Annotated in this window: 27 protein-coding genes and 1 tRNA gene; 26 read left to right on the top strand and 2 right to left on the bottom strand. The window is 53.7% G+C overall.

The window, feature by feature from the left end; all coding sequences use genetic code 11:
- Positions 1-15 precede the first annotated feature (15 nt).
- The 8 genes from gmk to spo0A all read left to right on the top strand — a co-directional run bounded on the left by gmk (position 16) and on the right by spo0A (position 7,580).
- Complete coding sequence (gene gmk / locus GX030_02690; protein NLV91288.1) at positions 16-645, top strand: guanylate kinase; 630 nt, start codon at positions 16-18, stop codon at positions 643-645.
- Positions 642-848: a DNA-directed RNA polymerase subunit omega gene (locus GX030_02685; protein ID NLV91287.1), complete on the top strand. Its 207-nt coding sequence runs from the start codon at positions 642-644 to the stop codon at positions 846-848. Before gmk ends, GX030_02685 begins: the two co-directional genes overlap by 4 nt.
- A gap of 113 nt (positions 849-961) precedes the next feature.
- Complete coding sequence (gene priA, locus GX030_02680; GenBank protein ID NLV91286.1) at positions 962-3,415, top strand: primosomal protein N'; 2,454 nt, start codon at positions 962-964, stop codon at positions 3,413-3,415.
- Positions 3,416-3,460: 45 nt separating this feature from the next.
- The gene (def, locus tag GX030_02675) at positions 3,461-3,934 is read left to right on the top strand and encodes a peptide deformylase (protein NLV91285.1); all 474 of its coding nucleotides are present in this window, start codon (positions 3,461-3,463) and stop codon (positions 3,932-3,934) included.
- Positions 3,935-3,938: 4 nt separating this feature from the next.
- Positions 3,939-4,889, top strand: coding sequence for a methionyl-tRNA formyltransferase (locus GX030_02670; protein ID NLV91284.1), 951 nt, complete (start codon positions 3,939-3,941; stop codon positions 4,887-4,889).
- A 48-nt stretch (positions 4,890-4,937) separates the two neighbouring features.
- Positions 4,938-5,732 carry a DUF116 domain-containing protein gene (locus GX030_02665; protein NLV91283.1) on the top strand — a complete coding sequence of 265 codons (795 nt, stop codon included), beginning with the start codon at positions 4,938-4,940 and terminating at the stop codon, positions 5,730-5,732.
- Between the two features lie 86 nt (positions 5,733-5,818).
- Positions 5,819-6,511 (top strand): zinc metallopeptidase, encoded by a 693-nt coding sequence (locus tag GX030_02660; protein NLV91282.1) that lies wholly within the window; start codon positions 5,819-5,821, stop codon positions 6,509-6,511.
- A 205-nt stretch (positions 6,512-6,716) separates the two neighbouring features.
- Entirely contained in the window at positions 6,717-7,580 is an 864-nt protein-coding gene (gene spo0A / locus GX030_02655; GenBank protein ID NLV91281.1) for a sporulation transcription factor Spo0A, read from the top strand.
- 116 nt (positions 7,581-7,696) lie between these two features.
- Here the strand turns inward: spo0A and GX030_02650 are convergent.
- Both GX030_02650 and GX030_02645 read right to left on the bottom strand, forming a co-directional pair.
- A tRNA-Pro gene (locus GX030_02650) sits at positions 7,697-7,773 on the bottom strand.
- Positions 7,774-8,038: 265 nt separating this feature from the next.
- The gene (locus GX030_02645) at positions 8,039-8,311 is read right to left on the bottom strand and encodes a hypothetical protein (protein ID NLV91280.1); all 273 of its coding nucleotides are present in this window, start codon (positions 8,309-8,311) and stop codon (positions 8,039-8,041) included.
- Between the two features lie 100 nt (positions 8,312-8,411).
- Between GX030_02645 and rlmN the strand changes: the two genes are divergently transcribed.
- The 18 genes from rlmN (at position 8,412) to GX030_02555 (ending at position 24,946) form a co-directional block, all read left to right on the top strand.
- On the top strand, positions 8,412-9,467 hold the full coding sequence (gene rlmN / locus GX030_02640) for a 23S rRNA (adenine(2503)-C(2))-methyltransferase RlmN (GenBank protein ID NLV91279.1): 1,056 nt from the start codon (positions 8,412-8,414) through the stop codon (positions 9,465-9,467).
- A gap of 52 nt (positions 9,468-9,519) precedes the next feature.
- Positions 9,520-10,041: an FHA domain-containing protein gene (locus GX030_02635; GenBank protein ID NLV91278.1), complete on the top strand. Its 522-nt coding sequence runs from the start codon at positions 9,520-9,522 to the stop codon at positions 10,039-10,041.
- Positions 10,042-10,068: 27 nt separating this feature from the next.
- Entirely contained in the window at positions 10,069-10,530 is a 462-nt protein-coding gene (locus tag GX030_02630; protein NLV91277.1) for an FHA domain-containing protein, read from the top strand.
- A 33-nt stretch (positions 10,531-10,563) separates the two neighbouring features.
- A complete protein-coding gene (locus GX030_02625) occupies positions 10,564-11,271 on the top strand; it encodes a Stp1/IreP family PP2C-type Ser/Thr phosphatase (protein ID NLV91276.1) in 708 nt (235 codons plus the stop codon).
- A gap of 37 nt (positions 11,272-11,308) precedes the next feature.
- The gene (locus tag GX030_02620; GenBank protein NLV91275.1) at positions 11,309-12,616 is read left to right on the top strand and encodes an FtsW/RodA/SpoVE family cell cycle protein; all 1,308 of its coding nucleotides are present in this window, start codon (positions 11,309-11,311) and stop codon (positions 12,614-12,616) included.
- A complete protein-coding gene (locus GX030_02615; protein NLV91274.1) occupies positions 12,609-14,021 on the top strand; it encodes a hypothetical protein in 1,413 nt (470 codons plus the stop codon). Before GX030_02620 ends, GX030_02615 begins: the two co-directional genes overlap by 8 nt.
- 33 nt (positions 14,022-14,054) lie before the next feature.
- Positions 14,055-16,226, top strand: a complete 2,172-nt coding sequence (gene pknB / locus GX030_02610; protein NLV91273.1) for a Stk1 family PASTA domain-containing Ser/Thr kinase — start codon at positions 14,055-14,057, stop codon at positions 16,224-16,226.
- 17 nt (positions 16,227-16,243) lie between these two features.
- On the top strand, positions 16,244-17,128 hold the full coding sequence (gene rsgA / locus GX030_02605) for a ribosome small subunit-dependent GTPase A (GenBank protein NLV91272.1): 885 nt from the start codon (positions 16,244-16,246) through the stop codon (positions 17,126-17,128).
- Positions 17,109-17,810 carry a ribulose-phosphate 3-epimerase gene (locus GX030_02600; GenBank protein ID NLV91271.1) on the top strand — a complete coding sequence of 234 codons (702 nt, stop codon included), beginning with the start codon at positions 17,109-17,111 and terminating at the stop codon, positions 17,808-17,810. The genes rsgA and GX030_02600 overlap by 20 nt, the downstream gene beginning before the upstream one ends.
- 145 nt (positions 17,811-17,955) lie before the next feature.
- Positions 17,956-18,147 (top strand): hypothetical protein, encoded by a 192-nt coding sequence (locus GX030_02595; GenBank protein NLV91270.1) that lies wholly within the window; start codon positions 17,956-17,958, stop codon positions 18,145-18,147.
- 60 nt (positions 18,148-18,207) lie between these two features.
- Positions 18,208-18,375 carry a Flp family type IVb pilin gene (locus tag GX030_02590; GenBank protein NLV91269.1) on the top strand — a complete coding sequence of 56 codons (168 nt, stop codon included), beginning with the start codon at positions 18,208-18,210 and terminating at the stop codon, positions 18,373-18,375.
- A gap of 77 nt (positions 18,376-18,452) precedes the next feature.
- Positions 18,453-19,061, top strand: coding sequence for a prepilin peptidase (locus GX030_02585; protein ID NLV91268.1), 609 nt, complete (start codon positions 18,453-18,455; stop codon positions 19,059-19,061).
- A 17-nt stretch (positions 19,062-19,078) separates the two neighbouring features.
- Entirely contained in the window at positions 19,079-19,591 is a 513-nt protein-coding gene (locus GX030_02580; protein NLV91267.1) for a pilus assembly protein, read from the top strand.
- Positions 19,588-20,334, top strand: coding sequence for a hypothetical protein (locus tag GX030_02575; protein NLV91266.1), 747 nt, complete (start codon positions 19,588-19,590; stop codon positions 20,332-20,334). The genes GX030_02580 and GX030_02575 overlap by 4 nt, the downstream gene beginning before the upstream one ends.
- A gap of 44 nt (positions 20,335-20,378) precedes the next feature.
- The gene (locus GX030_02570) at positions 20,379-20,804 is read left to right on the top strand and encodes a pilus assembly protein (protein ID NLV91265.1); all 426 of its coding nucleotides are present in this window, start codon (positions 20,379-20,381) and stop codon (positions 20,802-20,804) included.
- Positions 20,805-20,830: 26 nt separating this feature from the next.
- Positions 20,831-21,802, top strand: coding sequence for a hypothetical protein (locus tag GX030_02565; protein ID NLV91264.1), 972 nt, complete (start codon positions 20,831-20,833; stop codon positions 21,800-21,802).
- Positions 21,803-21,849: 47 nt separating this feature from the next.
- Positions 21,850-22,632, top strand: coding sequence for a hypothetical protein (locus GX030_02560; GenBank protein ID NLV91263.1), 783 nt, complete (start codon positions 21,850-21,852; stop codon positions 22,630-22,632).
- Positions 22,580-24,946 (top strand): hypothetical protein, encoded by a 2,367-nt coding sequence (locus GX030_02555; GenBank protein NLV91262.1) that lies wholly within the window; start codon positions 22,580-22,582, stop codon positions 24,944-24,946. The genes GX030_02560 and GX030_02555 overlap by 53 nt, the downstream gene beginning before the upstream one ends.
- The last annotated feature ends 414 nt before the right edge of the window (positions 24,947-25,360 follow it).

Genomic DNA, 25,360 nt, shown 5'->3' with positions numbered 1-25,360 from the left:
GATAGGGTTTTGCGATTGAATGAAAAGGGCTTTCTGCTGGTCCTGTCGGGACCATCGGGAGTCGGTAAGAACACTGTACTAAATGCAACAATGCAACTACGTAATGACTTGGTCTATTCGGTTTCCGCTACCACTCGTCCGAAAAGGCCCCATGAAGTTGATGGGGTTAATTACTTTTTCCTGTCGGAGGAAGCCTTTCAGACCGCCATCGAGCAGGGACAACTCCTGGAGTGGGCGGAGTTCGTTGGGCACAAATACGGCACACCACGGTCCTTCGTAGAAGAACATTTGGCGAAGGGTTACGTCGTGGTCATGGACGTAGATATCCAAGGGGCCAAGCAGATTCGAGAGCGGATGCCTGATGCGGTCCTAGTGTTTCTTTTGCCGCCGACCATCACCGAGTTGGAGGCCCGACTGCGGGGGCGGGATACTGAGACTTCCGAGGCCATTGACCGCAGATTGGCCGCCGCCTATGACGAGCTAAAGGAAGGCGTAGCCTATGACTACGCGATAGTAAATGAGCGGGTAGAGGATGCCGCTCAGCAGCTCAGCGCGATTATCACCGCGGAACAGTGTAAAGTTGCCAGAACTGATTATTATCTCTCTATGCAGAGGATTTTGGATAAGGAGGGGCAGGATTTATGAAACAACCACCTCTAGGAGAATTACTAAAACACGTAGACAGTCGATATACCTTAGTTGTGGCCACCGCGAAGCGAGCCCGTCAGCTTCTGGAAGGGTCCAAGCCCATGGTGGAAGTTGACTCCAATAAACCTGTCACCATCGCCCTCAGTGAAATGGCTGAGGGGAAGGTTAACTACCATCGGGTCAGGGAAGGCATTAAATAGCGACAGATTGCAGGGACGTAACCTGTCACAGCCCTTGGCTGAGGCAGGTTTTTTCTTGGTTTGCGGGTAAGAGGAAGAGAGTTGAGGAATGTGGAAGTAAAGACGGTGTTACTATGAGGCCGAGAAAGCAATATGCGTCGGTAGTTGTTGACGTTACCAATCGGAGGGTGAATCGCCCCTTCGATTACGAGATACCTGAGGCCTTGGTGGATTCGATTCAGCTGGGTCACCGGGTGTTTGTTCCCTTTGGAAGGCGAAGGGTGACCGGTTATGTCGTTGGCTTTCCTCCAGAACCAGGGGTGTCGGCAACTAGAGAAATTCATGGTCTGGTTGACGCAAAGCCTCTGCTCACTCCGGAGCAAGTGGAGCTTGCTCGCTGGATGGCGCAGCGATATCAGTGCTTGTTGATCGATGGGATCAGGGCGATGGTGCCTGCCGGCATTCATATTACCGCGGTAAGAGCACTCAGGCTCACCGACGCCGCTGCCGCCGGCGACATTCCCAAGGATATCGCCGATGGGGCAAACCAGCTGCTGGAGTATCTCAAGGAGCATCCCGATGGGATTGTCCATTCAGAGTTGGTCAACCAAGGTCCGGCCATTGCTGAATTGCTCCAGCGGGATCTGGTACGCTGGGACTATCTTTGGCTTGACCCTAAGGTGAAGCCGAAATTGGTTAATCGCTGCTGGTTGGCCGATGGGGTGGATGATGTAGAAGGGGTGATTGCCCAGCTGGCAGTAAAGGCTCCCAAGCAGGCCCAAGTGATGCGGGTTCTGGCCACCAACGATGGCCGGTATTCACCGACGGAATTGGCCCGACGGGCAGAAACCACCCATGCTACGGTAACGGCCTTGAAGAATAAAGGCCTGGTGAAAGTCACTCCCCAGGAGGAAAGGCGAGACCCTTACAGCCATCGTCACTTTCACCGTCCACCGGAAGTCACTCCCAACCCCTGGCAGCAACGGGCTTTGGAGGAACTCTTTGCCAGTTTGGATCAGAGCAAGGGACAGACCTTCCTCTTACACGGTGTCACCGGCAGTGGCAAGACCGAGGTGTATCTGCGCTTGATTGAAAGGGCGCTCCAACAAAGGAAGACAGCTATTTGTTTGGTACCGGAGATCTCCTTGACCCCACAGACAGTACGGCGCTTCAAGGAACGCTTTGGGACCGATGTGGCTGTCCTGCACAGCAGGCTTTCCTTGGGGGAGCGATACGATGAATGGCGACGAATTCGCAATCAACGGGTGCGGGTGGTGGTGGGCGCGCGGTCGGCTGTTTTCGCACCCCTTACCGATCTAGGGGTTATTGTTATCGATGAAGAACATGAAACCTCCTACAAACAGGAGGAAAGTCCTCGCTATCACGCCCGGGATGTAGCAATATTTCGGGCTCAGATCACAGGAGCTACGGTGGTTTTGGGCAGTGCCACCCCTAGCGTCGAATCCTATTGGCACAGTCAACAGGGAGCCTATACCCTGCTGGAGATGAGAGAGCGATTTGATGGTCGGCAGCTTCCTCCCGTTGAGATTGTTGACATGCGAGAGGAGATGAAGCAAGGGAATCGCAGCATGTTTAGCGCTAGGTTGCGCTCAGCTCTCGAGGCCTGCCTTGAAGAGGGCAATCAAGGGATTCTGCTGCTTAACCGGCGGGGCTTCGCTTCTTTTGTTTTGTGTCGTGAGTGCGGCGCGGTACTGGGTTGTCCCAATTGCCGGGTCTCTTTGACCTTGCATCACCTGGAAAACTCCGTTGTATGTCATTATTGTGGTCATCATGAGCTGCTTCCGAGCCATTGCCCAGAGTGTGGTGGCAAGTATCTGCGGCCCTTTGGCGCGGGGACGGAACGAGTCACCGCGGAATTGGCCAAGGAATTTCCCCAGGCTCGAATCCTGCGCATGGACGTAGATACCACTCGCACTAAGGGAGCCCATGAGCGGATCTTGGGTCAGTTTGAGCGCAGGCAAGCGGACTTTCTTGTCGGGACACAAATGATTGCCAAGGGTTTAGATTTTCCGGGAGTCAGTTTGGTCGGTGTGGTGACGGCGGACACTGCCTTGAACCTGCCGGATTTTCGTGCCGGCGAAAGAACCTTTCAGCTGCTCACTCAGGTCGCGGGAAGGGCTGGTCGGGGAGGTGTTCCCGGAGAAGTGGTGATACAAACCTACACACCGGATCACTACAGCATTATCGCGGCTGAAGGCCATGACTATGAGCTGTTTGTTCGCCAAGAGCTGGAGTTTAGGGAGCGACTGAACTATCCTCCCTTTACCCTGTTGGGGAGGGTCTTGGTCAGTGGTCCCGATGAAAGGCTGACGATGCAGCGAGCGGAGGAGATCGCCCAGCGCTGTCGGGGATGGGTGCAAGGTGGTCTGGGGGAAGGGGTCGAGATTTTAGGCCCGGCTCCAGCGCCTTTGTCGAAGCTTAAGGGACGTTACCGATGGCATGTGCTGGTGAAGCATCCCCGGCGCCCAGAGCTAGAGGATTTGTTTGACATGGTCAATAATGGGGCATACGATAGGGAGGAGAACCTCCGGGTATCCGTTGATATAGATCCGATATCTTTACTGTAATACTGGCTAGGTTTGCTAGCTAAGTTTGGAGAGGAGATGCAATATTTGGCTGTACTAGAAATTCGTGAGGATGGCGATCCAATTCTGCGCCAAGTGGCGAAACCCGTTGCTAAGATCACCAAGAGGCATCGGAAATTGATCAAGGACATGATCCAGACTATGCACGCCGCGGAAGGAATTGGACTGGCTGCTCCCCAAATTGGTATTTCCGAGCGGATCATTGTGGTGGACACCGGCGATGAGATTGTCGCCTTGTTCAACCCCGTCATCGATGAGATGAGCCAGGACCAGGATATTGACGTAGAGGGGTGTTTGAGCATCCCCGGTAAGCGCGGATATGTCCAGCGGGCTACGGAAATTGTCGTCTCGGGGTGGCAAGAAGATGGCAAGCCGGTACGCTATCGGGTCTCGGGATATCCCGCCAGAATTTTCCAACACGAGATTGATCATCTAGATGGAGTTCTATTTATCGATAAATTAGTTGAAGTGAAAGTTGAAGAGGATTCCGAAGGGGAGTGAGGTAATGCGGGCTGTATTTATGGGAACACCGGATTTTGCGGTGCCGTCGTTACAGGCATTGATGGAGCACCACGAAGTAGTCGGGGTAGTCACCCAGCCAGATCGTCCCGCCGGTCGTGGTCAGTCTGTACGGCAATCGCCGGTGAAAAGGTTAGCTGTTTCCCACAATATTCCGGTGCTACAGCCACAGCGGGTGGCTGACCCAGCGGTAGTGGAAGAGCTGAAAGCTCTGGCACCGGAGGTTATTGTAGTGGTTGCTTTCGGGCAGAAGATCCCACCTTCGATTCTATCCCTTCCCCCTTACGGTTGCATCAATGTCCATGGTTCTTTGCTTCCCAAGTATCGAGGGGCATCGCCCATTCACTGGGCTATCATCGATGGAAACAAAGAAACTGGGGTAACCACCATGCTGATGGATGAAGGGTGGGATACCGGAGATATTTTGCTGCAGGAAACGGTGGAGATCACCGGCGAGGACACCGCCGGAACTCTCCATGACAAGTTGGCAGTCCTTGGCGCCGATTTGCTGATTCGAACCTTGGCGGGCTTGGCCGATGGCACCGTTACCGCCAGGCCTCAGGATCATGATGAGGCAAATTATGTTTCAATGCTTCGCAAGGAAGATGGACTCATTGATTGGAATCAACCTGCCAACCGGATCCGTGATTTCGTCCGGGGTATGCAGCCCTGGCCCGGGGCCTTCTCCTACCTGGGAGATACGATGGTGAAGATTCTGCAGGTAGAGGTTGCTGATGATGGGGACGAGCTAGGCGAGGTGGAGAAGGGGACCATCGTCAAGGTTGACAACGGTGGAGTAGAGGTAGCGGCCGCCCCTGGATCTGTGAGACTGGTGACGGTGCAACCGGAAAATCGGAGTAAGATGTCGGGAGTGGACTTTGCTAACGGGTATCGCCTAGAGCCGGGACAAAGATTTAGGGCAGAGCGTCTCCCATAAGTAGGGTTGGGCAGAAACCATTGCAAACGGAGGTTCATAAAGTCGATAATGAATGGCAGTAGTGAGAAACTCTACCTAAAGCTTATGGCTGGAGTAGGTCTGGGCCTGGTCACTTTAGGGGCTCTCAGCCTCTTGGTTATGGTCCAGGACTTGCGGTGGGAGCAGCTGTTTGTGGGTTCGCTCTTCGTTGCCTTTGCGGTATTAGCCCTCATCGCCTTTGTTGGATTGATCGCGGTTGTCTATCTCTTGAGTCGTAGAGGCAGCTTTTCGGGCACCTTGTACAAAATAGCCAGTGGTGCGTTATACCTACTCTATCGGCCGGCGGTGGCATTAGGGAGACTATTGGCTGTGGACAGGGATAGTATCCGAGGGTCCTTTGTTCAGCTGCACAATCGGTTGGCAGAGCGGTTGCCGGTGCAGGTGTCTCCCGACAAGATTTTGCTCTTGGCCCCAATTTGCATGCAATGGGCCGATTGTCCTCGGAAGGTTACCGTAGATGTTACCAACTGTGTCCGTTGCGGTAAGTGTAGGGTAGGTAAGCTGCTGGACTTGAAGGATCGATATGGTGTCCATGTTGCTATCGCCACGGGAGGGACCCTTGCCCGCAAGTTGTTGAAAGATATAAGACCCAGAGCGGTGGTGGCCATTGCCTGTGAGCGGGATTTGGTCAGCGGATTGCAGGATACCCGCCCTCTCTTGGTGATCGGCGTTACCAATGAGCGCCCCAACGGGCCCTGCTATAACACAACGGTGAATCTGGAACTAGTGGAGCAGGCGATTCTTCGTTTAGCCGACAAGGTACCCAGTGATAAATATCACCGGGAAAGCGTAAGTGCTCGGTGACAAATTTGTAGGGAGTTTTCTGGGCACTTAGTATATAATTGTTTTTAGAGAGAACTCACAGGGAGAGATGAGAAGGAGGAGAGAAGATGTTTTTCCCATTCTATTTTGATCCTACGTTCCTGTTACTGATTCCGGGCATCATTCTAGCCCTTTATGCCCAAAGTAAGGTGCAAAGTACTTTTCAGAGGTACTCCCGGGTTCGCTCCATGTCAGGGTTAACGGGGGCACAGGTTGCTCGTACCTTGCTGGATCGCCATGGGCTTCACGATGTACCCGTGGAGTTGGTCGGTGGTCGTTTGACGGACCACTATGATCCCAGAAGTCGTGTGATGCGCCTTTCCCAGGAAGTTTACCAAAGCACTTCCTTGGCAGCCCTGGGGGTAGCAGCCCATGAAACTGGCCACGCCATCCAGCACGCCCAGAACTATGTGCCCTTGGGGATTCGCAATAACCTGTTTCCCATTGCCAGTATTGGTTCTCAGATGGCCTTTCCTTTGTTTTTTATCGGACTAATCTTTGCCAGTACTACTTTAATGAACATAGGGATCTGGTTCTTTATCGCAGCTTTGGCCTTTCAGGTGGTTACTTTGCCGGTAGAGTTCAATGCCAGTTACCGTGCCATTCAGCTGCTTAGCAGCACTGGCATTCTTACCAGTTCAGAGGTTCCTCAGGCCCGCCGGGTCTTGAATGCCGCGGCCTTGACCTATGTTGCCGCTGTGGCAATGGCGGCGCTACAGTTAGTGCGCCTCTTGCTGTTACGGGGAGCCAGAGACGATTAATCAGTGGTATGGCGGTGGTTTAGGATAGGATTCAAAGATCTATAGACAGCTAAGCAAAAGCGCCCAGATTCTGCTGGGCGCTTTTATTTATAATGGGAATTTTGGTAAATTTACCTAAGAGAGAAGGAATTTCTGACTAAAGAGGGAAAAGGCCTATACAGTATCAAAAGTCGCACAGAATTGCGACTTGCCAGATATTAGGTGCATGCTGCAAGGAGGTGAGTTTGTGCTAAAAATACTGATAGCGGACAATGATCTGGGTTTATGTAACACTTTAAGACAGTTTCTAGTAGAAGTTGCAGGAATGACTGTTGTCGGCATCGCTCCCGACGGCGAAGAGACTCTGGTGATGATTGAAGCCCACCAGCCCGATGTGGTGATCTTAGATGTGACAATGCCGCATCTAGATGGTATCGGGGTGTTGGAGAAATTAGACACTCTAAATTTGGAAAAAAGGCCTCGGATCATCGTGCTGACGGCCTTTGGCAGGGAGGATATCATTCGTCGTTTCACTGAGCTAGATGTCGATTATTTTATTGTCAAACCCTTCGATATGGAGGTCCTGGCGGAGAGAATTCGCCAATTCGCCGATGATGGCTCCTCGGGCACACAGCGGTCCTCGACCTCAACTCATCAATCCTATCGAACGAGCCAATCATACCGAAGTTTGGAGAAACAGGAACCGACTTGGCCTGGGGTACACAATCCTCCCTCGGAGCAGGATTGTGAGATCGCTGTGACAAGACTATTACATAATATGGGTATTCCTGCCCATTTTAAAGGCTACAACTACCTGCGGGATGCTGTGCTGTTATTAGTGCAGGACAACACTCTCCTAGGCGGTTCACTGACTAAGGAATTGTACCCGAAGCTTGCGGAGAAGTACAAGACCACCGCCGGTGGAGTGGAGGCTGCCATCAGAAATGCCGTGATCGCGGCATGGGAGCACGGTAACAGAGAATACCTGCAGGAACTCACCGGCTCTACCGCCAAGGGCAAATTCCCCACCAATTCCCTCATTATTGCAAAACTGGTGGATCGAATGCGCTTTCAATTAGTGGCCAATTGAGCCTGGTAGGTTGCCTGTGAAATAACAAAGGCCGACGATTTACTTGCGTAAGTAGACCATCGGTCTTTATTATTGGAAACAAAAAAGGAACTGTTACCTTAGGTAACAGTTCCCACTGGTCGGGGTACTCGGATTTGAACCGAGGGCCTCTTCGTCCCGAACGAAGCGCGCTACCAAACTGCGCCATACCCCGTAGCTATTAATGTCATCGACAAAAGAAAGTATATAGCATCAGCCCTTCCTTTGTCAACTGTTGTTTGTGGAAATGTATGTTGGAACGCAGTCTAGTTGGAGCTGTCCGGTGCAATGACTCTACAGGTTGGCTAGCTGCGCAGGTTTTTCCTAGTTAATTGAGAAGATATTTATGATCGGAGAACAAGCTGGGGTGACAGTCAAACTAGGCCCTTGGGTAGTCTGACTGTCCCCTTGTTTGATCGGGACTTCACGAGGGAAAATACTCACAGAAAATTGATTAGTTCAGTATTGACACCGAGGTGCTCGTCGGCAAACTGGTAGAATTTTTTCAAGGTCTTTCGTAAGCGTTTCTCATAGGTGGGTTTGGAGGCGGACATAGATAGGAATGAGTTCAAGTCTTCTTCCGTTGCATTGGCCAACAGGAATCGGGCGAAGCGACTGGCATCGCCTAGGTAATAGTACTCAGACTTGATACCTTGATCCAGTAGGTACTCTGTGTAGGCTGCTAAGAAGTGGACCTTGTTCCTTTTACCCACGGTGATCTTCCTTTCGGTGGGTTCTCTTTGCCCTTAGTCTGTACCGGACAAGGTGAGCCGATACGAACCAGAAGCTACAAGTAACATGGAGTGAGTGGTAATGGTGGACACTGGCAAGGCTGGCATTGACTACCAAGGGGCGATCGCGGGTTTGTCCCTGGGGGAATTAGAAGAACTGGTCCAGGGCTTAGGACACAAGGCCTTTCGAGCCAAGCAAATTTATCATTGGATTTATCAAAGGCAAGCCACAGGAATGGAGGAGATGACCAATCTTCCCCGGGCTTTGCGAGAACAATTGTCGGATTTCAGGTTTTGGCCTTGGAAAATTGTGATTAGACGTGGGTCGGTGGATGGCACCGTTAAGTTGCTTCTTGAGGCTATAGACGGCAGCCAAGTGGAGACCGTGGCAATTCCCGAGGGAAATAGGACCACTGTCTGCGTGTCGACCCAGGTTGGTTGTGCCATGGGGTGTACCTTTTGTGCTACCGGTCAGTTGGGTTTTGCCCGTAATTTGACGTCCCAGGAAATCCTGGGACAAGTTCTGTTGGCTAGGGCTGCAACGGGACGCCAAATTACCAATGTTGTGTATATGGGAATGGGTGAGCCGTTGCTAAATTACGATGCGGTGCTGGGGTCCATCGCTTTGCTCAACGATCCCCAGGGCTTGGCCATTGGCATGCGGCATATAACGATATCCACCTGTGGGATCGTTCCCGGCATCTATCGTCTGGCGAAGGAACGCTTACAGCTGGTGTTGGCGATTTCACTGCATTCTGCAGATCAAAGACGCAGGCAGGAGATGATGCCTGTAGCCAAGGCTTATCCGTTGCCGGAATTAATCGAAGCCTGTCGCTGTTATGTACAAGAGACGGGGCGCAGAATCACCTTTGAGTACACGCTAATTGCCGGTGTCAATGATTCCTTAGAGTCTGCTGCTCAGCTGGCTCAGTTGATCTCAGGTCTAGCCTGCCATGTCAATTTGATTCCGATCAACCCGGTGGGTGGTACCGGATTTTCTCGCAGCAAGGAAGGTAGTGTAGTTCGCTTTGCTCGCTACCTTGAGGAAGAAGGAGTCTCGGTTACGATTAGGAAAGAAAGAGGAACAGATATCGAGGCTGCCTGCGGTCAACTGCGTGGGTCACCAAGGTTGAACTAGTGGAGGCCATGGGTCGGAGGCTTGTGGGAGGTGAGCTATTATCGCCAGGTTGTTGCATCGAATAGAGGCTTGGCTGGAAGAGCTATTCTTTCGTTGGTTCCGTACTCCCAAGATACAGCCGGAGCCAATATTGCCTTCCGGTCCTCGGGAAGACGAATCACCGGCGAAGGTGGATTCAGTTACTGGGCTGTACCGGATCGGGCAGGAAAGGACCGCTGTTCGGGCCGGGGGGGATGATCACCAAGACCAGCCCACACAGCGGTGGAAAAGACCCCAGCTACCCGCTAAGATTACTTTCACTGTAGTGGTAGGCAAATATCCCGGTCAGAGGTATAATGTGTCTGGCGAAGCCGTGATTGGACGGGATGAGGCCGCGGACATTTTTTTGGCGGACCCAACGGTGTCGCAACGTCATGCTCGAGTGGTTTTCCGGGACGGACAGTATTTTATAGAAGACTTAGATAGTACCAATGGTACAGTAGTTAACGGCCAGAGGGTGGAGAGCAGGATGTTGCAGTCCGGTGACCGGGTGAAGATAGGTTTGACGGAGCTGGTGGTGACGGTACTGTCCTGACTTTCCTTCAGCAAAGGAGTGGGGATAATGCCCCCCATTTGGCAGAAACTAGGACAGCTAGTGGTCCTAGGGGGAATGTTTTGGTTCATTGTCCAGGTGGTTCGTAGTGGGTTTAGCCAACTTGAAGAAGTAGTTGACGCCGATGAAGCTCAAATCATCGGCGGGGAGTTGGAGGAGGAGACCGGCAGCATCGGCCATCTGTGGCCCGAGAGCAGAATCCAGTTTATCGGAGACGAGATCAGAATCGGACGGGATCCCGAGAACCAAGTGGTGTTGCGAGATCGCTTTGCTTCGGGCTTTCATGCCAGGATCCTGCGGCGCAATCATCGCTATTATATCGAAGATGCCGGCAGTACCAATCATACCTTTGTCAATGGGGAAAGGGTCAGGTCTTTACGAGCTTTAGCTGATGGCGATGTGATCAAGGTGGGGGAGACTATCCTACGGTTTTCCTACCGGGAGTATCGGTCGCAAGGGATTGAGCCTTAGATTAAGGTGTTAAACGGGGAGTGCAAGCGTTAGATGAGAATTGGTGCCAGGTCTGACGTCGGAAAAGTAAGACGGGTTAATCAAGACGTGGGTTTTTTCGATGAGGTGCTCGGCTTGTTTATTGTTGCCGATGGGATGGGAGGCCACAACGGCGGTGAGATAGCCAGTCAGACTGCCGTCGATGCCCTGGTGGGTTACGATTGGGACTTGGTACATTCCCTTGCCGACCTTGAACGTCCGATTGCCCTGGCTAACCAGGCCGTCTGGCAGGCAGCGCAGGCAAAGCCGCAGCTAAGGGGCATGGGAACAACGGTGACATTGGCCAAGGTAGTCGACCAGAGGGTGTTGATTGGTCACGTCGGTGACTCTCGGGCCTATTTGGTTAGTCATCGGGGCGAGGGAAAACAGCTCACTAATGATCACTCAGTAGTGGGACAACTAGTCAGAGATGGATGTCTCACTGAAGGTGACGCTCGTCGCCATCCCCACCGAAACGTCCTAACCAAGGCCTTGGGTACCCAGCCCAATCTGACGGTTGACCTGTCAACGGTGGAGCCTGGCCCAGGGGATGTGATCCTGCTGTGCACCGATGGTCTCGTGGATGTGGTATCTACGGCAGAAGTTTTTGCGATTATCCATCAGTCCCCTGACCTACAAGAGGCAGCGGACCGATTGGTTGACTTAGCCAATGAGCGGGGTGGCCAGGATAATATTACGGTAGTTGCCTTTGGATTGGATTAGCCGCCGGTGGGAGAAGACAAGGGGATGGTGCTGGTAGATGATAACCGTCGGGGAGCGGAATAAAGAACTGGTCTTTCTCGGTGAGATTACCCTTCTGCTGTGCGCCGGATGTCTGTTGATGGCATGGAATACAGGGCAGTCCTGGTGGTCAGCAACTTGGCCAATCCTGTTGCTTTGTGCCGGCGCCTTGGCAGTCCATGGCTTTTTTCGGATTATTGGGTACCGGGCCGGAGGTGCTTTCTTGCCCTTGGTTGTTGCCTTAAATGGGATTGGACTACTGACCCTGCAGTCCGTCGCTCCTGCTTTGGTTATCAGGCAAACATTGTTTGGGATCTTGGGATTGGCCCTTTGGTGTGGGTTGGCCTTGAGCGAGATTTGGCAACAGCTGCGTCACCTTAGATATATCTGCGGCGTAGGCACCTTGGTATTGCTGGTGGTAACGGCCCTGTGGGGAGAGCGGGTGGGTGGTGCTAAAGCCTGGCTAAACATTGGGGGTTTGCAGTTTCAGCCTTCCGAGCCGGGAAAGCTGTTGTTGGTTGTTTTCTTAGCTGGGATTTTGGTGGATTTGACTAAAGCCCGTGCTACACCGACCCAGAGTTCTCGGAAGGAAGCCAATGTTTTTCCCTATTTAGGTCCTGCGGTGGCGGTGTGGACCATAGCGATGTTAACCCTGGTGGCCCAGAGGGATTTGGGAGCCGCGATTTTGTTTACTGGCATCCTGGTCCTGATGCTGGTTACAGCTTTAGGAAGCTGGTGGTACTTGGCATGGGCGGCTCTTGCGGGACTGGCCGGTAGCTGGGCTGCGGTCCGATTTTTTGATCATGTCAAGGTGCGGTTTAGTACCTGGATTAACCCCTGGATCGATCCCACAGGAAGAGGGTACCAGCTGATCCAGGGCCTTTACGGCCTCGCAGCGGGGGGAATTACCGGTGTAGGTCCAGGTCGTGGCATGGCCCACGTGGTGCCGGCCGTAGGAACAGACTTCATCTTGGTGGCTATCGCGGAAGAATGGGGTTTGGCGGGTATTCTGGTCCTGTTGTGTTGCTTCCTATTGCTGCTGTGGCAGGGTCTCCACACTGCCTTAACCACGGAATCTGAGTTTGGACGTCTGTTGGCTGTGGGTCTAGCGGGAATGTTGTGGCTGCAAGTCATTCTCGTTGGAGGTGGCATCACCCGCCTGATTCCCTTGACGGGAATCACTACGCCCTTTGTCAGTTATGGAGGTACTTCTCTGGTTACCAACTACGCAGTGGTGGGGCTGCTGGCTAACATTTCCCATAGTGCAGCCCTGGATGGAGAGTCAACGGCTTCCCCGGAGCGGAAGGCAGAGATGGTTTATGGGTAAGAACAAAAGGGTGATCCTAAAGGTTGCCAAACTGATGACCTGTGGCGTACTGCTGATCATGCTGCCCTTTGTGTATTGGCAGATTTTGGCGGCACCTCGCCTCAACGAAAACCCCGGTAATCCCCGTCATACCGCCCATAGACTGAGGGTGCAGAGGGGAGGAATCTACGCTCGAGGTGGAGAAGTTATCGCTCGCAGTAATAGAGAAGGAGAAGTGTATCTGAGGGATTATCCGGTTCTCTTGCCGGGCCTAGCTCCTACCATCGGTTACTTTTCTTCCCGGTATGGCCTTTCTGGTCTGGAGGCATCTCTGAACCAGGAGCTTTCCGGTGCAAAGGAGCAACAAACCCTTAGAGGGTGGTGGCGGGCTGAAGCTTTGGGAGAAAGCTTGCCCGGCCAGGATGTGTATACTACTATCGATTTAGGGATTCAGGCTGCAGCCGAGGCGGCACTGGGTGGCAGAGCCGGAGCGGTGGTGGCCTTAGCGCCAGAGACCGGAGAGATTCTGGCGATGGTATCCGGTCCTGGCTTTGATCTGAGGCAAGTGGACAAGACCTGGGAAGACTTGGTGGAACATCCCGACAGTCCCTTCCTAAACCGCCCGATCCAAGGATTATATCCACCGGGTTCAGCCTTCAAAATCCTGATTTTAGCCGCGGCACTGGAGAGTGGTGCCATTGGTTTTGGTTATACCTTCAACGATCAGGGAAAAATTACCGTCTCAGGACATGAGATTGAAAACTATGGCGGGAAGGCCTATGGCCACCTGGACCTATATTCGGCCTTAGCAGTTTCTTCCAATGTGGCCTTTGTCGAAATCGGTCAGAAGCTGGGCGAGGAAGGGCTCCGCTCCGCGGCGGAAGGGTTTGGAATTGGTCGAGATTTGAATCTGCGGTTGCCCTATCGCTCCGGGCGACTGGCACCAGACAAGATGAGCCCTACAGAGCTAGCCGAGGAGAGTATCGGACAGGGAAAGCTTTTGGTTACTCCCTTGGAAATGGCTTTGATCACTGCAGTGATCGCCAATCAGGGAGGCTTGCCGGAACCGATTTTGGTCAAGGCTATCAGGGATTCCGCCGGCAATTTGGTTTATTTTCATCGGCCCAAGATGATTGGCTATCCCATCTCTCGACAGGTGGCTAATTTTGTGCGAGAGGCAATGGTGAAGGTGGTTAAGGATGGTACTGGAAAGGCCGCTGCGGTTCCTAACCTAGAGGTGGCCGGAAAGACCGGTACAGCGGAAAATCCCCATGGACGGTCCCATGGTTGGTTTGTCGGGTTTGCTCCCGCCTATGATCCAGAGATTTTGGTAGCGGTGATTGTGGAAAATGGGGGCGGCGGGGGGACTGTGGCTGCTCCGATTGCCCGCCGAGTGATTGAGGCAGCACTAAGCTCCTCCCATTAAGCAGCAGACGGGGAACGGTATGAGGTGACGAATTTGCTGGGGAAGGTCCTTTCGAATCGATACAAGATACTAGAGAAAGTTGGCGCAGGCGGCATGGCCTTGGTTTACAAAGCGAAGGATATGCTCCTGGGTCGTCTTGTCGCGGTTAAGGTGCTGCGGGAGCAGTACGCCGGTGATCGGGAATTCGTCGAGCGCTTTCGCCGGGAAGCCCAAGCCGCTGCCAGTCTGTCCCATGCCAACGTAGTCAACATCTACGATGTGGGTCAGGAAGATGACGTGTATTTTATTGTCATGGAGTATGTGGAAGGCCGTAACCTCAAGGACATCATTCGCCGGCAATCGATTCCCTTGGGCACTGCTGTCCATATTGCCCAGCAAGTGGCCATGGCCCTGGAGCACGCACATCGTCATCATTTGGTCCACCGGGACATTAAGCCCCATAACATAATTATCACCGAAGATAATCAGGTCAAGGTAACGGATTTTGGTATCGCTTTGGCAGCAAGTTATTCTGAATTGACTCAGACTGGTTTTGTGATGGGAACTGCCCAATACTTTTCCCCGGAGCAGGCCAGAGGCGGGATGGCGACAAAGCAGTCGGACCTATACTCCCTGGGTGTGTTGTTATATGAAATGCTCACGGGAACCTTGCCCTTTACTGGGGATACGCCGGTAGCCATCGCCCTGCAACACGTACAGGAGCCGATCAAACCTCCTCGGCAGCTGAATCCCAGTATTCCGCGGGAACTAGACAGAATCGTTGTCAAGGCGTTGGCCAAGGATCTAAAGGAGCGCTATCAGACTGCTTCCGAGATGCTGCAAGATCTGCAAAGGGTGGCAGAATCCTTGACCACTACTGGCAGACACCCGGGAATGGCGTCACCGGAAGTGGAGGCCACTACCTTGATTGAGTCCGTTGCCGAGACCACTGGTCGCACGATGATCCATAGGTTGGGCGATGAAACCAAGGCCCAGACGCGGATCAGGGACGAGGAACCACCAAAGGAGACACGACCAGTGCGTCGCAAGGGGCGGGTGCGTTCGATTGTCCTGCTGTCCCTATTGTTTATTGGGCTGTTGATCTGGGGCGCCACCAAGATTCCCCAGTTGATTTTTCCCGAAGAGGTAGTTGTGCCCAACGTCGTCGGAAGGACGCAGAACGAGGCCCGGGAGTTGTTGGAAAGGCATGGACTGAAGCTTGCGGTGGAACGAGAGGTTTACAGTACCGAGGCTCCCGCGGGACAGGTTCTCAACCAGGATCCCAGTCCTAATCGACGGATTAAGATGTATCGCACGGTGTTTGTCACTGTGAGCAAAGGACCTAGAATGGTGGAAGTGCCTTCGCTAGTGGGATTAACGGTGCGGGATGCTCGCTTGCGCATTACGCAGGCGGGGCTAGTGGTGGGCATTGAAACTCCTGTGGTTGGGGTTGAGGCGCCCTTGGATCAGGTGATTGCCCAAGAACCCCAGGCCGGCTCCTATCTCGAGGAGGGCTCGGCGGTAAACATCAGTGTCAGTAGTGAGAGAGTTACTACAGGTAATTTAACCCTTCCGGATTTTCGGAACATGACCTTGGAGGCCAGCAAGGAGCGTCTGGCTGAATTGGGACTGGTCCTGGGTAACGCTTGGGGCGATACCTCAATATCGATTCCCCGGTGGCACATAATTTCTCAAAACCCGGCGCCGGGAACCACCGTTGCCCCGGGAGATACCGTGGATTTTGTCTATAGCTTAGGTCGTCCCGGTACCCAGCTCCACGAGGATCAGGGCCACGGGATCGAAGAACCCGATGACGAAGACCGGGATGAGGAGCCGGGGCAAGGGGCCGTTGAAGAAGCACCACAAGAGCCTGAACTGCCCATAGAACCCAGTGGTAGGGAGGATGAACAGCTGCCTCCCCAGGATCAGATCGGTGAGCCAGAGCCCCAGCAGCCGGAAACTGAGGCTGAGGAGGAGCTCGAGGCAAGGGAAACCACTGGCGGTGAACCTTCTTTCCAACAGGCTGAAGTACAGGTTGTAATCCCGCCGGGACCAGACACCGAGGTTGTCATCCTGGTGATCGATGACTTGGGAGCCAGGGAGGCCTATCGTGGTGTGCATAAGGGTGGCAGTGTGGTCACTCGCCAGGTCAGTGGCCAAGGTGGCGACGCGAGAATCCAGGTTTACATCGGCAATCGACTGGTATCGGAGCAGGCATTTCCGTAAGAGGGTGAGGTGATTGTTTGCCCAAGGGCGTCATACTAAAAGGTGTTGGCGGTTTCTATTCAGTGCTAATTGACGGCGAAGATGAGGTAGTGGTATGTCGCCTTCGGGGTCGCCTACGCCTGGGTGAGCGGCGAGTATTGCCGGGAGATCGGGTCGAGGTATCCCTGGAGGATGGGGAGGAGGGGGTCGTTGAGGAGATTCTCCCTCGTCACTCCGAAATGATTCGGCCCCCTGTGGCTAACGTCGACCAAGTGGTGGTTGTTCAATCGGTGGCCCAGCCGGATCCCTCGCCGACCCTAATCGATCGGTTGGTGGTACTGGCAGAGGATTCCCATCTCGGGGTTATCCTGGTGTTTAACAAGGTAGATCAAGGGTTGACCGATGAGGCTCGACGCTTAGTTGACATCTACTGGTCGATAGGCTATCCTGTGCTTTTGACCAGTGCCAAGAGTAAAGAAGGAGTGGAAGAACTCACCGATGCCCTGGTCGGCAAGATTTCTATGCTCGCTGGGTTGTCTGGAGTGGGTAAGTCGTCGGTGATTAACGCCATCCTGCCCGGGGCGAATCTGACGACCGGTAGTGTGAGTGAGCGGTTAGGCAGAGGCCGGCATACCACTCGTCACGTGGAGTTGCTTCCCTTGCCCAAGGGTGGACTCTTGGCGGATACTCCGGGATTCAGTCAATTGCAACTGCCGGAGATGGAACGAGCCCGGCTCCAAGAACTGTTCATTGAGTTTGGTAAGTATGCACCCCAGTGTCGATTCTCTGGGTGCCTTCACTACAAGGAACCGGATTGCGCTGTGCGGGAGGCGGTGGCGCAACATCACATAGCCGAGAGTCGTTATGCTAACTATGTGACTCTGCTGGAGGAGTTAATCGAATATGAAGAAAACAGATACTAACTCAGATAATGCTTCGAGGGGGACCGATGTCAAAATCGCCCCCTCTTTGCTGGCTGCGGATTTTATGCGGCTCGGAGAAGAGATCGCATCGGTGTCTGCAGCGGACATGTTACATATTGATGTGATGGATGGACACTTTGTTCCCAACATCACCTTCGGTCCAGGAGTTGTAGAGGCCATTGGCAAGTTTACGGATCAGCCCCTGGATGTACACCTGATGATTGCCGATCCCGATCGTTATGTTGAGGATTTTGTTAAGGCCGGTGCCACTGCCTTGACTCTGTCAGCGGAAGCCTGCATTCATCTGCACCGCTCTGTGGGATTGGTCAAGGCTCTGGGCGTTAGGGTTGGCGTTGCCCTAAACCCGGCAACACCCTTGGACGTCCTGGAGTATATCCTGGAGGACCTTGATCAGGTGCTGATCATGACCGTCAATCCTGGCTTTGGGGGCCAGAAGTTTATCCCTGGGATGGTTTCCAAGATTAGGGCATTGCGGAGAATAATTATGGAGCGGAAGCTGCAGGTGGACATTCAGGTCGATGGGGGAATTGACCTGGTGTCAGCTCCATTGGTGGTTGAAGCGGGAGCCAACATATTGGTAGCAGGTTCCTCGATTTTCCGCAGCGCCCATCGGGATCGCACCATTGCTGATCTGCGTTTCGCCTGTCAAGGGAACCAGTAACAAGAAAGCGCTGCTAGTAACGCTCGGCGGAGGACGAGAAGTCCAGCCGAGCATTTTTTTGCGAAAAAAAGTAAAATTCCGCTTGACTATGTACGGCGCACCGAGTATAATGTGGTTGAACCCAGAAGAAGAGAGGTCGAAGGCGATGGCAAGAATAAAGGTCTCTGCAGCCTCGCTGTTGCTGGACCAAGGGGGGCAAAGTGTTGCTGAATACGCCTTGCTTCTGGCTGTGGTGGCAATTCCCTTTGTCTTGTGGTCGGAGAAGATGAAGGGGGTACTACTGAAGATGTGTGACCGCATGATTCTAGAGCTGATTTACTACGTTAATGTGTTCTAGTTAAATACAGATTTACTTTGCCAATAAGGGTGCTAGTTCACGGGGAAAGGGGGTAGGATGATGCGAGCATTTCTCCGAGAACTGTGGCAGGACGAAAGCGGACAAAGCATGGCCGAGTACGGACTGCTGACGGCACTGATTGCTGTAGTGGGTCTGGGGGCCGTCCGCGTTCTGGGAAGCAGTATATCGGGGAAGTTCCTTCAGTTAGCTGAAACCATCGGCGGTTGACGATGGCGTAAGTTGATACTTAGTTGGGTTGTTGACTATCTAACAAAAATCAAAAAATCACATAACTCTCGAAGGGCATGGCTGGTGTGTTAACCTGGGGCATGGAGCAACGGTATTCGGCACCCTTTTGGAGGGGCAGGGCCATTGGCTTTGCCCCTTTTTCCATCCCTGGAGAGTTCGGGAGTGAGGCAGGTGGTTTCGATGGACTATGGCTGTTGACCCTGGGGTTTTTGGTCATCGTCGCGTATACTGACTGGCGGTATCGGCGGATCTACAATGGGGTCCTAGCTCCGGTGCTCATACTGGGGCTGGTGCTGAACCTTGCCGATGGTGGCTGGCTGGCAGGCTTTGGGGCCTTGGTTCGAGGCTTTGTCCTGGCCTTGCCCTTCTGTGTGGTGTATCGCTGGGGAGGCATCGGAGGAGGCGATGTCAAGCTCCTGGCTTGCTTGGGTGTGTTGGTGCCACTAGAAGTTGCTCTGCGGATTGCGGTATGGGGTGCCATAGTCTCCGGCATCCATGTGCTGATAATTGCCCGGCAACGGGGCCAGGTGAAACAGTTATTGCGACGGATGGCATCCTGCGCCTTGGGTATGGAAGGCCAGGTGTTGGGAATTAGTGTTCCCCTGGGATTCTGGATCAGCTTGTGTGGGATTATCATCCTTAGTCTTCAGGGGGTATCACGCTAACGGAGGTGGCAATTGCTGTGTACGGTTGGCGCTCGGAAGAGGGAGTGGGAGTGCTGGAGTTCGTGATTGCCTTGCCGGTAGTGATGTTAGTCCTGTGGGGAGGATTTGCCATGAGTTTGCATCTGCTGGATGGGATGCTGGTCAAGTACGGTGCCTACGAGGAGGCCCGCCGAGCAGTGTTACACAATCCATCCTCAAGTTATCTACTTCCTGTAGCGAGAGTGATCAACGGTTGGGGCTCGGGAGTTCGCGGTCTGATCTTGACGGGATCGGTAAAGAAGCAGGGCAAGGACATTGTGGTCACCGTCACTCGTACGCAGCCCTGGTTACTCAGCACCGTCAAGCGAGTTTTCTCAGGCCAAATGAGTTGGTTTGGTCTGCAGCTGTCCATGGTAGAGGATGCTACGGGACAGAGTCAGGTCACCTATTCGCTGCCCCAGGAAAACGCCAGAATGTATTCTAGCAACATCTTCGGTCGGTTCTTCGAGTCCATCCCCGGGTTAAGGCATTTGGGACGGTTTTTCCTATGATTAGCAAGATCATTACAGCTAAAGATGGGCAAGTGATGGTGATGGCCGCGGTGGCAGTGGCGGTACTGATGCTGGCCACGGTGATGGTGTACTATCTCGGGGAGACCATGGTCGCTAAGATTCGGCTAGCCAATGCCGTGGACGCCAGTGCCCAAGCCGGCGGAGCCTGTCTAGCTTCTTGTTTGAACTTAGTAGTGCAGCTTAATTGGGCCCGTGTTTCGGCCACCGAACCTGCCCACAGGGAGATGGCGAAACAAGCGCAGATCATGGTAGTCGCCAGCGCTCCTGTCCTGGCCATTCTCGTCGCGACGGAAACAGGGCTTCGCAATGGAGCCGCGGTGGTAGTGCCGTTGAATTTCCTCGGAGGGGTGGCGATGCCGGATCTTGAGGTGAGAGAGCCGAAAAAGCGTTGGTGGATGTTTTGGAAGGAGTACATGGTGGACGCCCAGCGACGAACTCATAACTTACCCTACGGCAAGCGGTTCATAATTATGGGTGGGGCTGCGGTTAGACAACCTTTACCCCTGCTTAGTAAGTTGAGGGACAAGTCCGATAGGGGTGGGGTGATGGTGGCAATCTCGGAGTCAGCGGTCCACGGTAGCGGCTTGGTTTGGCCTGACTTCAAGGCGAGCCTGGTCAAATTCCATGCCGGTGGCATTGGGGAGGGGGTGGACTGGGTGAGGAATTATTTCGGCGAGAAGCTCAATCAGGAGAACAAGGAGAAGGACAAAGAAAAAGATTAGCCCTGGGCATGACAATTTCAGCAACAAAGGGGAGAGGGCTCTTGTTGAGTCTGAGGGCAGGGAGCGAGAATGGACAGGCCTTGGTTGAAATGGCCATAGTGTTGCCGCTGCTGCTGTTTGTCATCTTTGCGATGATTCAGTTTGGTGCCATTGTCCACACCAAGATTCTGATGGCGATGGCAGCTAGACAAGGTATTCGGTTGGTGGCTAGCCGGACCGCGGGTGAGGCCGTTAGCCAGGTCGAGAACTTCCTCAACAGTAATTCTGCGTTGCCGGGACTGCACTACGAAGTGGTGTGCAGACGAACTCTTTCAATGGATCGGGTGGTGATATCTTGCGACTTTCCCGTTATGCCCATGTTTCAGCATTTACTGGGAGAAAAGGTAGCTCTCCGGGAAGAAATGAAATCCGACGCTTATGGTGTTCCATTGCTCGGTACCTTGGTAGACTTATTTTCCCGCTGGGGATAGCTTTGTGCTTAACCTTCGAGGCACTCATGGCAGCACCCTTAGGCGTGGACTTACCTCACCCCGATGGGATGCTTTTCTCGGTGGGTGGCTGGTTTTTCGAGGATGATGTCTGGCGATATGAGTTGTGGATGCCCATGACCATACCGGCAGAAAGGGCGGCCCGCCATTGGCGAAACCACTTTTCCCGTGGAGCACTGCGGGTAGAAGCCTATGATTGGGTGGAGGAGAATGCGGAATACATTTACGAGCAAGCAAAAAAGGATCCCTATCTGACCGAGCCGCTGTCTCTGGAAGAGGCGAAGGAAGTAATGCGTTACATAGTGGTGGACTCCCGGCGGGCTAAGGGGCCTGGATACACCATTGAATGGCAGGTGTATGCCAATCCGGATCACGACCCGAAACTGCGGGCCATACTCCCGCCGGATAGCTACCCCGACTACGACGATGTCGATGACGATGATAAGATTGTCTCCTTGGTAAAGACGGTCATTGCCGGAAATGGTACCCATCTGACTCCACCGCAAGAGTACCTGCAGAGGTTGGTGCTGCCTATCTATCCACGGGGCTCTGACGTGCTAAAAATCGTTTTAGACCGCGTCGAGGGACCTCCCAACCGGAGTGGGTTTCTGAACGAAGCAACCTTAGTCATGATGAAGTCTGGAGATAGTTTTGCGGCTGTCACTCATTGGTATCGGCAACGATTGGCTCAAGAGGGTTGGGTGGGGCTTCCCTTCCTGAATCCTGAACTCCTCAAGGATGCGGCAACACGGCTGAAGGACATGGGGCATGGCTTTAACCAGATATTCGGGGGGGACCGGGAGGTACTTAAATCGCTGGGGGAAATTACCGACTTCGATTTTGGCGTCTACTTCCGGGAGCGCCACGTGTGTTTTCTTGGGGCAATCAGCGGTCCAGAAGGAACGGTGATTATGGGCTATACCTTTGCCGGGCCTGAGATTGACATCAGAGATGAGTTGCCATGGCCTCTTCCCTTCTGATCCGCGGAATTCCGTCCTACCTACGAAAACCCTGGGTAGCGGGAGTGTTGGCTCTGGTCTTTGCGGTTATGCTCTACTTTTACCTGGCTCAGCTGGAGTCGACGGGAGAAGGGGTGGTAGCTCGGGTTGCAGTGTTGGTCGAGGATGTGGCCGCGGGGACTACAATCACCGGGGATCACATCCTCTTGGAGACTCGGCCGGTGGCGCAATTGCCCCTGGGCTGGATCGATGGATTGGTGGTAGCAGGGATGATTACCGCCACCGACTTGTCGGCGGGTTCGGTGCTCACCAGAGACCATCTAGAATTTGCTGCCCATGAGGATGACCAGCGGGAGGGGGATTCCTCCGGTTTGCCAGGAGGTAAGCATTTTGTCGTTTCTGTTCCGACCCGCCAGGCCCGTCATCTCCAGCGGGGACAGTTGGTGGATATCATCGGGATCTTCCCCGCCCGGATCGATGCTTCGGAGCAGAGTGTAGTGATTGCCAGTCAAGTCGAGGTAGTCGATGTGTTAGGCAGTGACTACGGTGAGGGGGCGCCTTTGTCTTATCCTGGCCTTTCGGAGACCACTCAGCTGGTTCTGTCGGTGGATGATGTTACCGTCCATCGCTTGGCACTGGCCGACGCCTTTGGTCAGCTGCGGGTAGTTTCCTTGGGATCAGCCGCTGATTCCCTAGCCGGGAGGGTGACTTCGGCGATAACCCTGGAGTCACTGCTCCAGTTAGACGGGACCCCAGCAGTGCCATCGCAGAAAGAAGAGGCAAGAAGGGGAGGGAGACATGATATTACCGTCATCCGGGGTTCTCAGGTCTTCGTTGTGGAGACTGATTAGTTGTCTCAGTCTCTTGATAGCGATTGCCGGCAGCTGGGCGGAAGCCAGTAGTCTGCCAGGAGAAATTGAGCTCATCGTCGGTGAGTCCCAGGTCTTTCCTGTGCCGGGGTTGACCACCGTGGCTGTCGGCGATGAGACTGTAGCCGATGTGGTGGTGTCTGGACGGGATGAGTTCCTTCTCAATGGCAAGGGCTTTGGGTCAACGACATTGGTTGTCTGGACGGGGGATGATCGGATAAGTTCCCGGGTCAATGTCTTACCCAAGCCCCGCCCGTCGCTGGAGGAACTGATGCAAGTAGTTGGCTCAGATTGTCAGTTTACATGGGTAGGCACTACCTTGATTGTCTCCGGGGAAGTCGATCAGTCAAGTCGCTCGATGCTGGAAAAAGCCTTACAAACCCTGTGGCCCGATACACTGGACTTAACCGTTACCAAGGCAACTACGGCAGAATCCAGTTATGCCGCGGCGGAAGGGGCCTTTGCCCGGCTGACCAGCTCCTTGTTTCCCCAGCTAGAGTTCCAGCGGGCTGAGAATGTCTTGTTGATCCGCGGCACGGTAGCTGTGGCCGAGGATATCCCTGCACTCAAGGAGCTGGCCACTCACCTGGGATTGACCCCCGTCATGATGGTGGCGGTAGAGGATCAAAGCTGGCAAGAGGCACTGCGGCTTCCCGTTGAGCTGGGTCTTGCTCGGGCTTGGGTTCAGCGGGTGGGCAACTTGCTAGTTCTCCGGGGGGCTGTAGATAGCGAAGCGGAAAGGATGGCCCTGCGCAAGGCCGCGGAGCAATATGGTCCTGTAGTAGACGGTGTTGAAGTTGCCCCGGCTAGGATCTGGCAGTTGGGAAAGAATCGGGAGTTAGATCACCAGCGCCAGGAAGGCGGTATCGATTTGTCCCGCCTGTCCCGGATTCTGGCGATGCCGGAGGTAAAGCTCGAGGTAGTGGATGAAGGCCTGTTACTGTATGGTCAGGTTAGCTGCCCGGAACGGGCAGAGGTGGCGGAGAAGATCGCCGCTGCCTTTGCGCCGAAGGTGATTAATGGTCTGTTGGTGCAATCGCCCAAGGAGCCAAGGATAGACCAAAGGTCAATTGTCAAGACACTGAATCGAATTATCCAGACCTGGGGGTATGAGCAAGTAGTTGTGGAGCCCCTGGACTCAGCCGTCATCTTGCTGGGTACCGTTTCCAGAGAGGGACAGCGGGAGCGATTGCAGCAGCTGGTCGATGTCCTAGACTACCCTGTCATTAATGCCGTTGGGGTGCAAAATAAAGCCCTGAAAGCAGGCTTACCTCTTGAGCAGCTATTGGCAGAAACTGGCGTTGAGGTCTTGTACCTTGAGGGGGGCGAGGTCCTGGCCATGGGGCAGGTCTCCCGGGCCACCTACGACCACGTCGCCAAGGTGATCTCCAACCTTCATCCCCAGTGGCTTGATGCCCTATCCGTTGTCAGCGATGGCATCGACCAGAGGGTTCAGGAGTATCTAAATGGCGTTCTTCCACAAGGAGTAGAGGCGGCCTATGTCGATGACATGGTGTTATTGTCGGGACAGTGCTCCCAGGCGGAAAGGGATAGGATCCTATCCTTAGCAGAAGAGTTGGTTCCCAAAGTGGTTAGTGCCATTCAGGTGTCTGCGGTGAAGCCTCAGATTCAGGTCCAGGTCAGGGTGGTGGAAATTGAGGACACCAGCCTGCGAGAGCTTGGAGTCAACTGGTTTGCTACCTCCGATAGTGCCCCTCCATCTTCTTGGGCGCTACAGGTTGCCGAGGGAGAGTTGGCGGTTAGTGTTCCCCTAACTTTAGGTAACAGAGAACTGACGGCCAGCCTCACCTCTCTGGCAGCAGAGGGTAAAGTACGTACCCTGGCGGCTCCTACCTTGGTCTTTACCTCCGGTGAAACTGCAAGTTTTCTCGCCGGAGGAGAAATTCCTCTTCCTGTTAAGGCGGAAGAAGAGACTGTCATTGAATGGCGGGACTATGGAGTCAAGCTCAGTGTTTCTGGAGAACTGGTTGGGGACAAAATATGTGTCCAGCTTGAACCAGAAGTTAGTCTCCTGGACTGGAACAATGCCGTAGTCATCGATGGAGTGCAAATTCCAGCGGTCAGAGTCCGCAAGGCACAGACTCAGGTGTTTATGGATAGCGGTCAGTCCCTTGTCATTGGTGGATTGTTGGGAGAAGAGCAGCGGAAAATGATCAGCAAAGTACCATTGTTGGGGAGTTTGCCCATCTTGGGACAGCTATTTCGCTCTGAGCAGTATCAATCGAGTCAGTCAGATTTGGTTATCATCTTGACTCCCAGTATCACTGGTCCGTAGGAAAGCTAGGCAGAGCTACAAATTGCCGGAGGTGACAGTGTTGACCTTGGGAAGGATTATCGGCTGGCTGGGGGCTAAGGGTGGAGTGGGCACTACCACTCTGGCCGCAGGCTTCGCGGGACTCTTGTGCGATCACAGCGATGAAGCAGTTTGCATCTTGTCCTTGAACTGGGATCCCGGTAAGACCATGGAGGCAGTTCTGGGAATCAAAGTAGGTCGTTCGGTAACGGAGTGTTGGCAGGATCAAAGTCTATGGCAAACGCAAGCCATTGCCGATTATATGGTAACCGCTGCCGATGGGAAGATTCATCATCTGTCAGGCCCGGCAGACGAGGTTGTCTGGCAGCAAACAACCTGCGCCGATGTGGAAAAGCTGATCCACTTGCTTAGTCAAATTTACCCCTACATAGTCCT

It is taken from the genome of Bacillota bacterium, assembly GCA_012727955.1.
GTDB lineage: Bacteria > Bacillota > Limnochordia > DTU087 > JAAYGB01 > JAAYGB01.
This window is presented reverse-complemented; position numbering and strand designations above follow the sequence as displayed.

What these genes read in the sequence shown, in the direction of transcription:
- rlmN (NLV91279.1), top strand. Translation starts at nt 8,412, where the DNA reads ATGGTGGACACTGGCAAGGCTGGCATTGACTACCAAGGGGCGATCGCG.
- GX030_02555 (NLV91262.1), top strand. Translation starts at nt 22,580, where the DNA reads ATGATATTACCGTCATCCGGGGTTCTCAGGTCTTCGTTGTGGAGACTG.
- GX030_02585 (NLV91268.1), top strand. Translation starts at nt 18,453, where the DNA reads ATGGCTGGTGTGTTAACCTGGGGCATGGAGCAACGGTATTCGGCACCC.
- GX030_02630 (NLV91277.1), top strand. Translation starts at nt 10,069, where the DNA reads ATGCCCCCCATTTGGCAGAAACTAGGACAGCTAGTGGTCCTAGGGGGA.
- GX030_02575 (NLV91266.1), top strand. Translation starts at nt 19,588, where the DNA reads ATGATTAGCAAGATCATTACAGCTAAAGATGGGCAAGTGATGGTGATG.
- GX030_02590 (NLV91269.1), top strand. Translation starts at nt 18,208, where the DNA reads ATGCGAGCATTTCTCCGAGAACTGTGGCAGGACGAAAGCGGACAAAGC.
- GX030_02565 (NLV91264.1), top strand. Translation starts at nt 20,831, where the DNA reads ATGGCAGCACCCTTAGGCGTGGACTTACCTCACCCCGATGGGATGCTT.
- GX030_02595 (NLV91270.1), top strand. Translation starts at nt 17,956, where the DNA reads ATGGCAAGAATAAAGGTCTCTGCAGCCTCGCTGTTGCTGGACCAAGGG.
- GX030_02660 (NLV91282.1), top strand. Translation starts at nt 5,819, where the DNA reads ATGTTTTTCCCATTCTATTTTGATCCTACGTTCCTGTTACTGATTCCG.
- GX030_02685 (NLV91287.1), top strand. Translation starts at nt 642, where the DNA reads ATGAAACAACCACCTCTAGGAGAATTACTAAAACACGTAGACAGTCGA.
- priA (NLV91286.1), top strand. Translation starts at nt 962, where the DNA reads ATGAGGCCGAGAAAGCAATATGCGTCGGTAGTTGTTGACGTTACCAAT.
- GX030_02670 (NLV91284.1), top strand. Translation starts at nt 3,939, where the DNA reads ATGCGGGCTGTATTTATGGGAACACCGGATTTTGCGGTGCCGTCGTTA.
- GX030_02620 (NLV91275.1), top strand. Translation starts at nt 11,309, where the DNA reads ATGATAACCGTCGGGGAGCGGAATAAAGAACTGGTCTTTCTCGGTGAG.
- GX030_02600 (NLV91271.1), top strand. Translation starts at nt 17,109, where the DNA reads ATGAAGAAAACAGATACTAACTCAGATAATGCTTCGAGGGGGACCGAT.
- GX030_02625 (NLV91276.1), top strand. Translation starts at nt 10,564, where the DNA reads ATGAGAATTGGTGCCAGGTCTGACGTCGGAAAAGTAAGACGGGTTAAT.
- GX030_02615 (NLV91274.1), top strand. Translation starts at nt 12,609, where the DNA reads ATGGGTAAGAACAAAAGGGTGATCCTAAAGGTTGCCAAACTGATGACC.
- GX030_02665 (NLV91283.1), top strand. Translation starts at nt 4,938, where the DNA reads ATGAATGGCAGTAGTGAGAAACTCTACCTAAAGCTTATGGCTGGAGTA.
- spo0A (NLV91281.1), top strand. Translation starts at nt 6,717, where the DNA reads ATGCTGCAAGGAGGTGAGTTTGTGCTAAAAATACTGATAGCGGACAAT.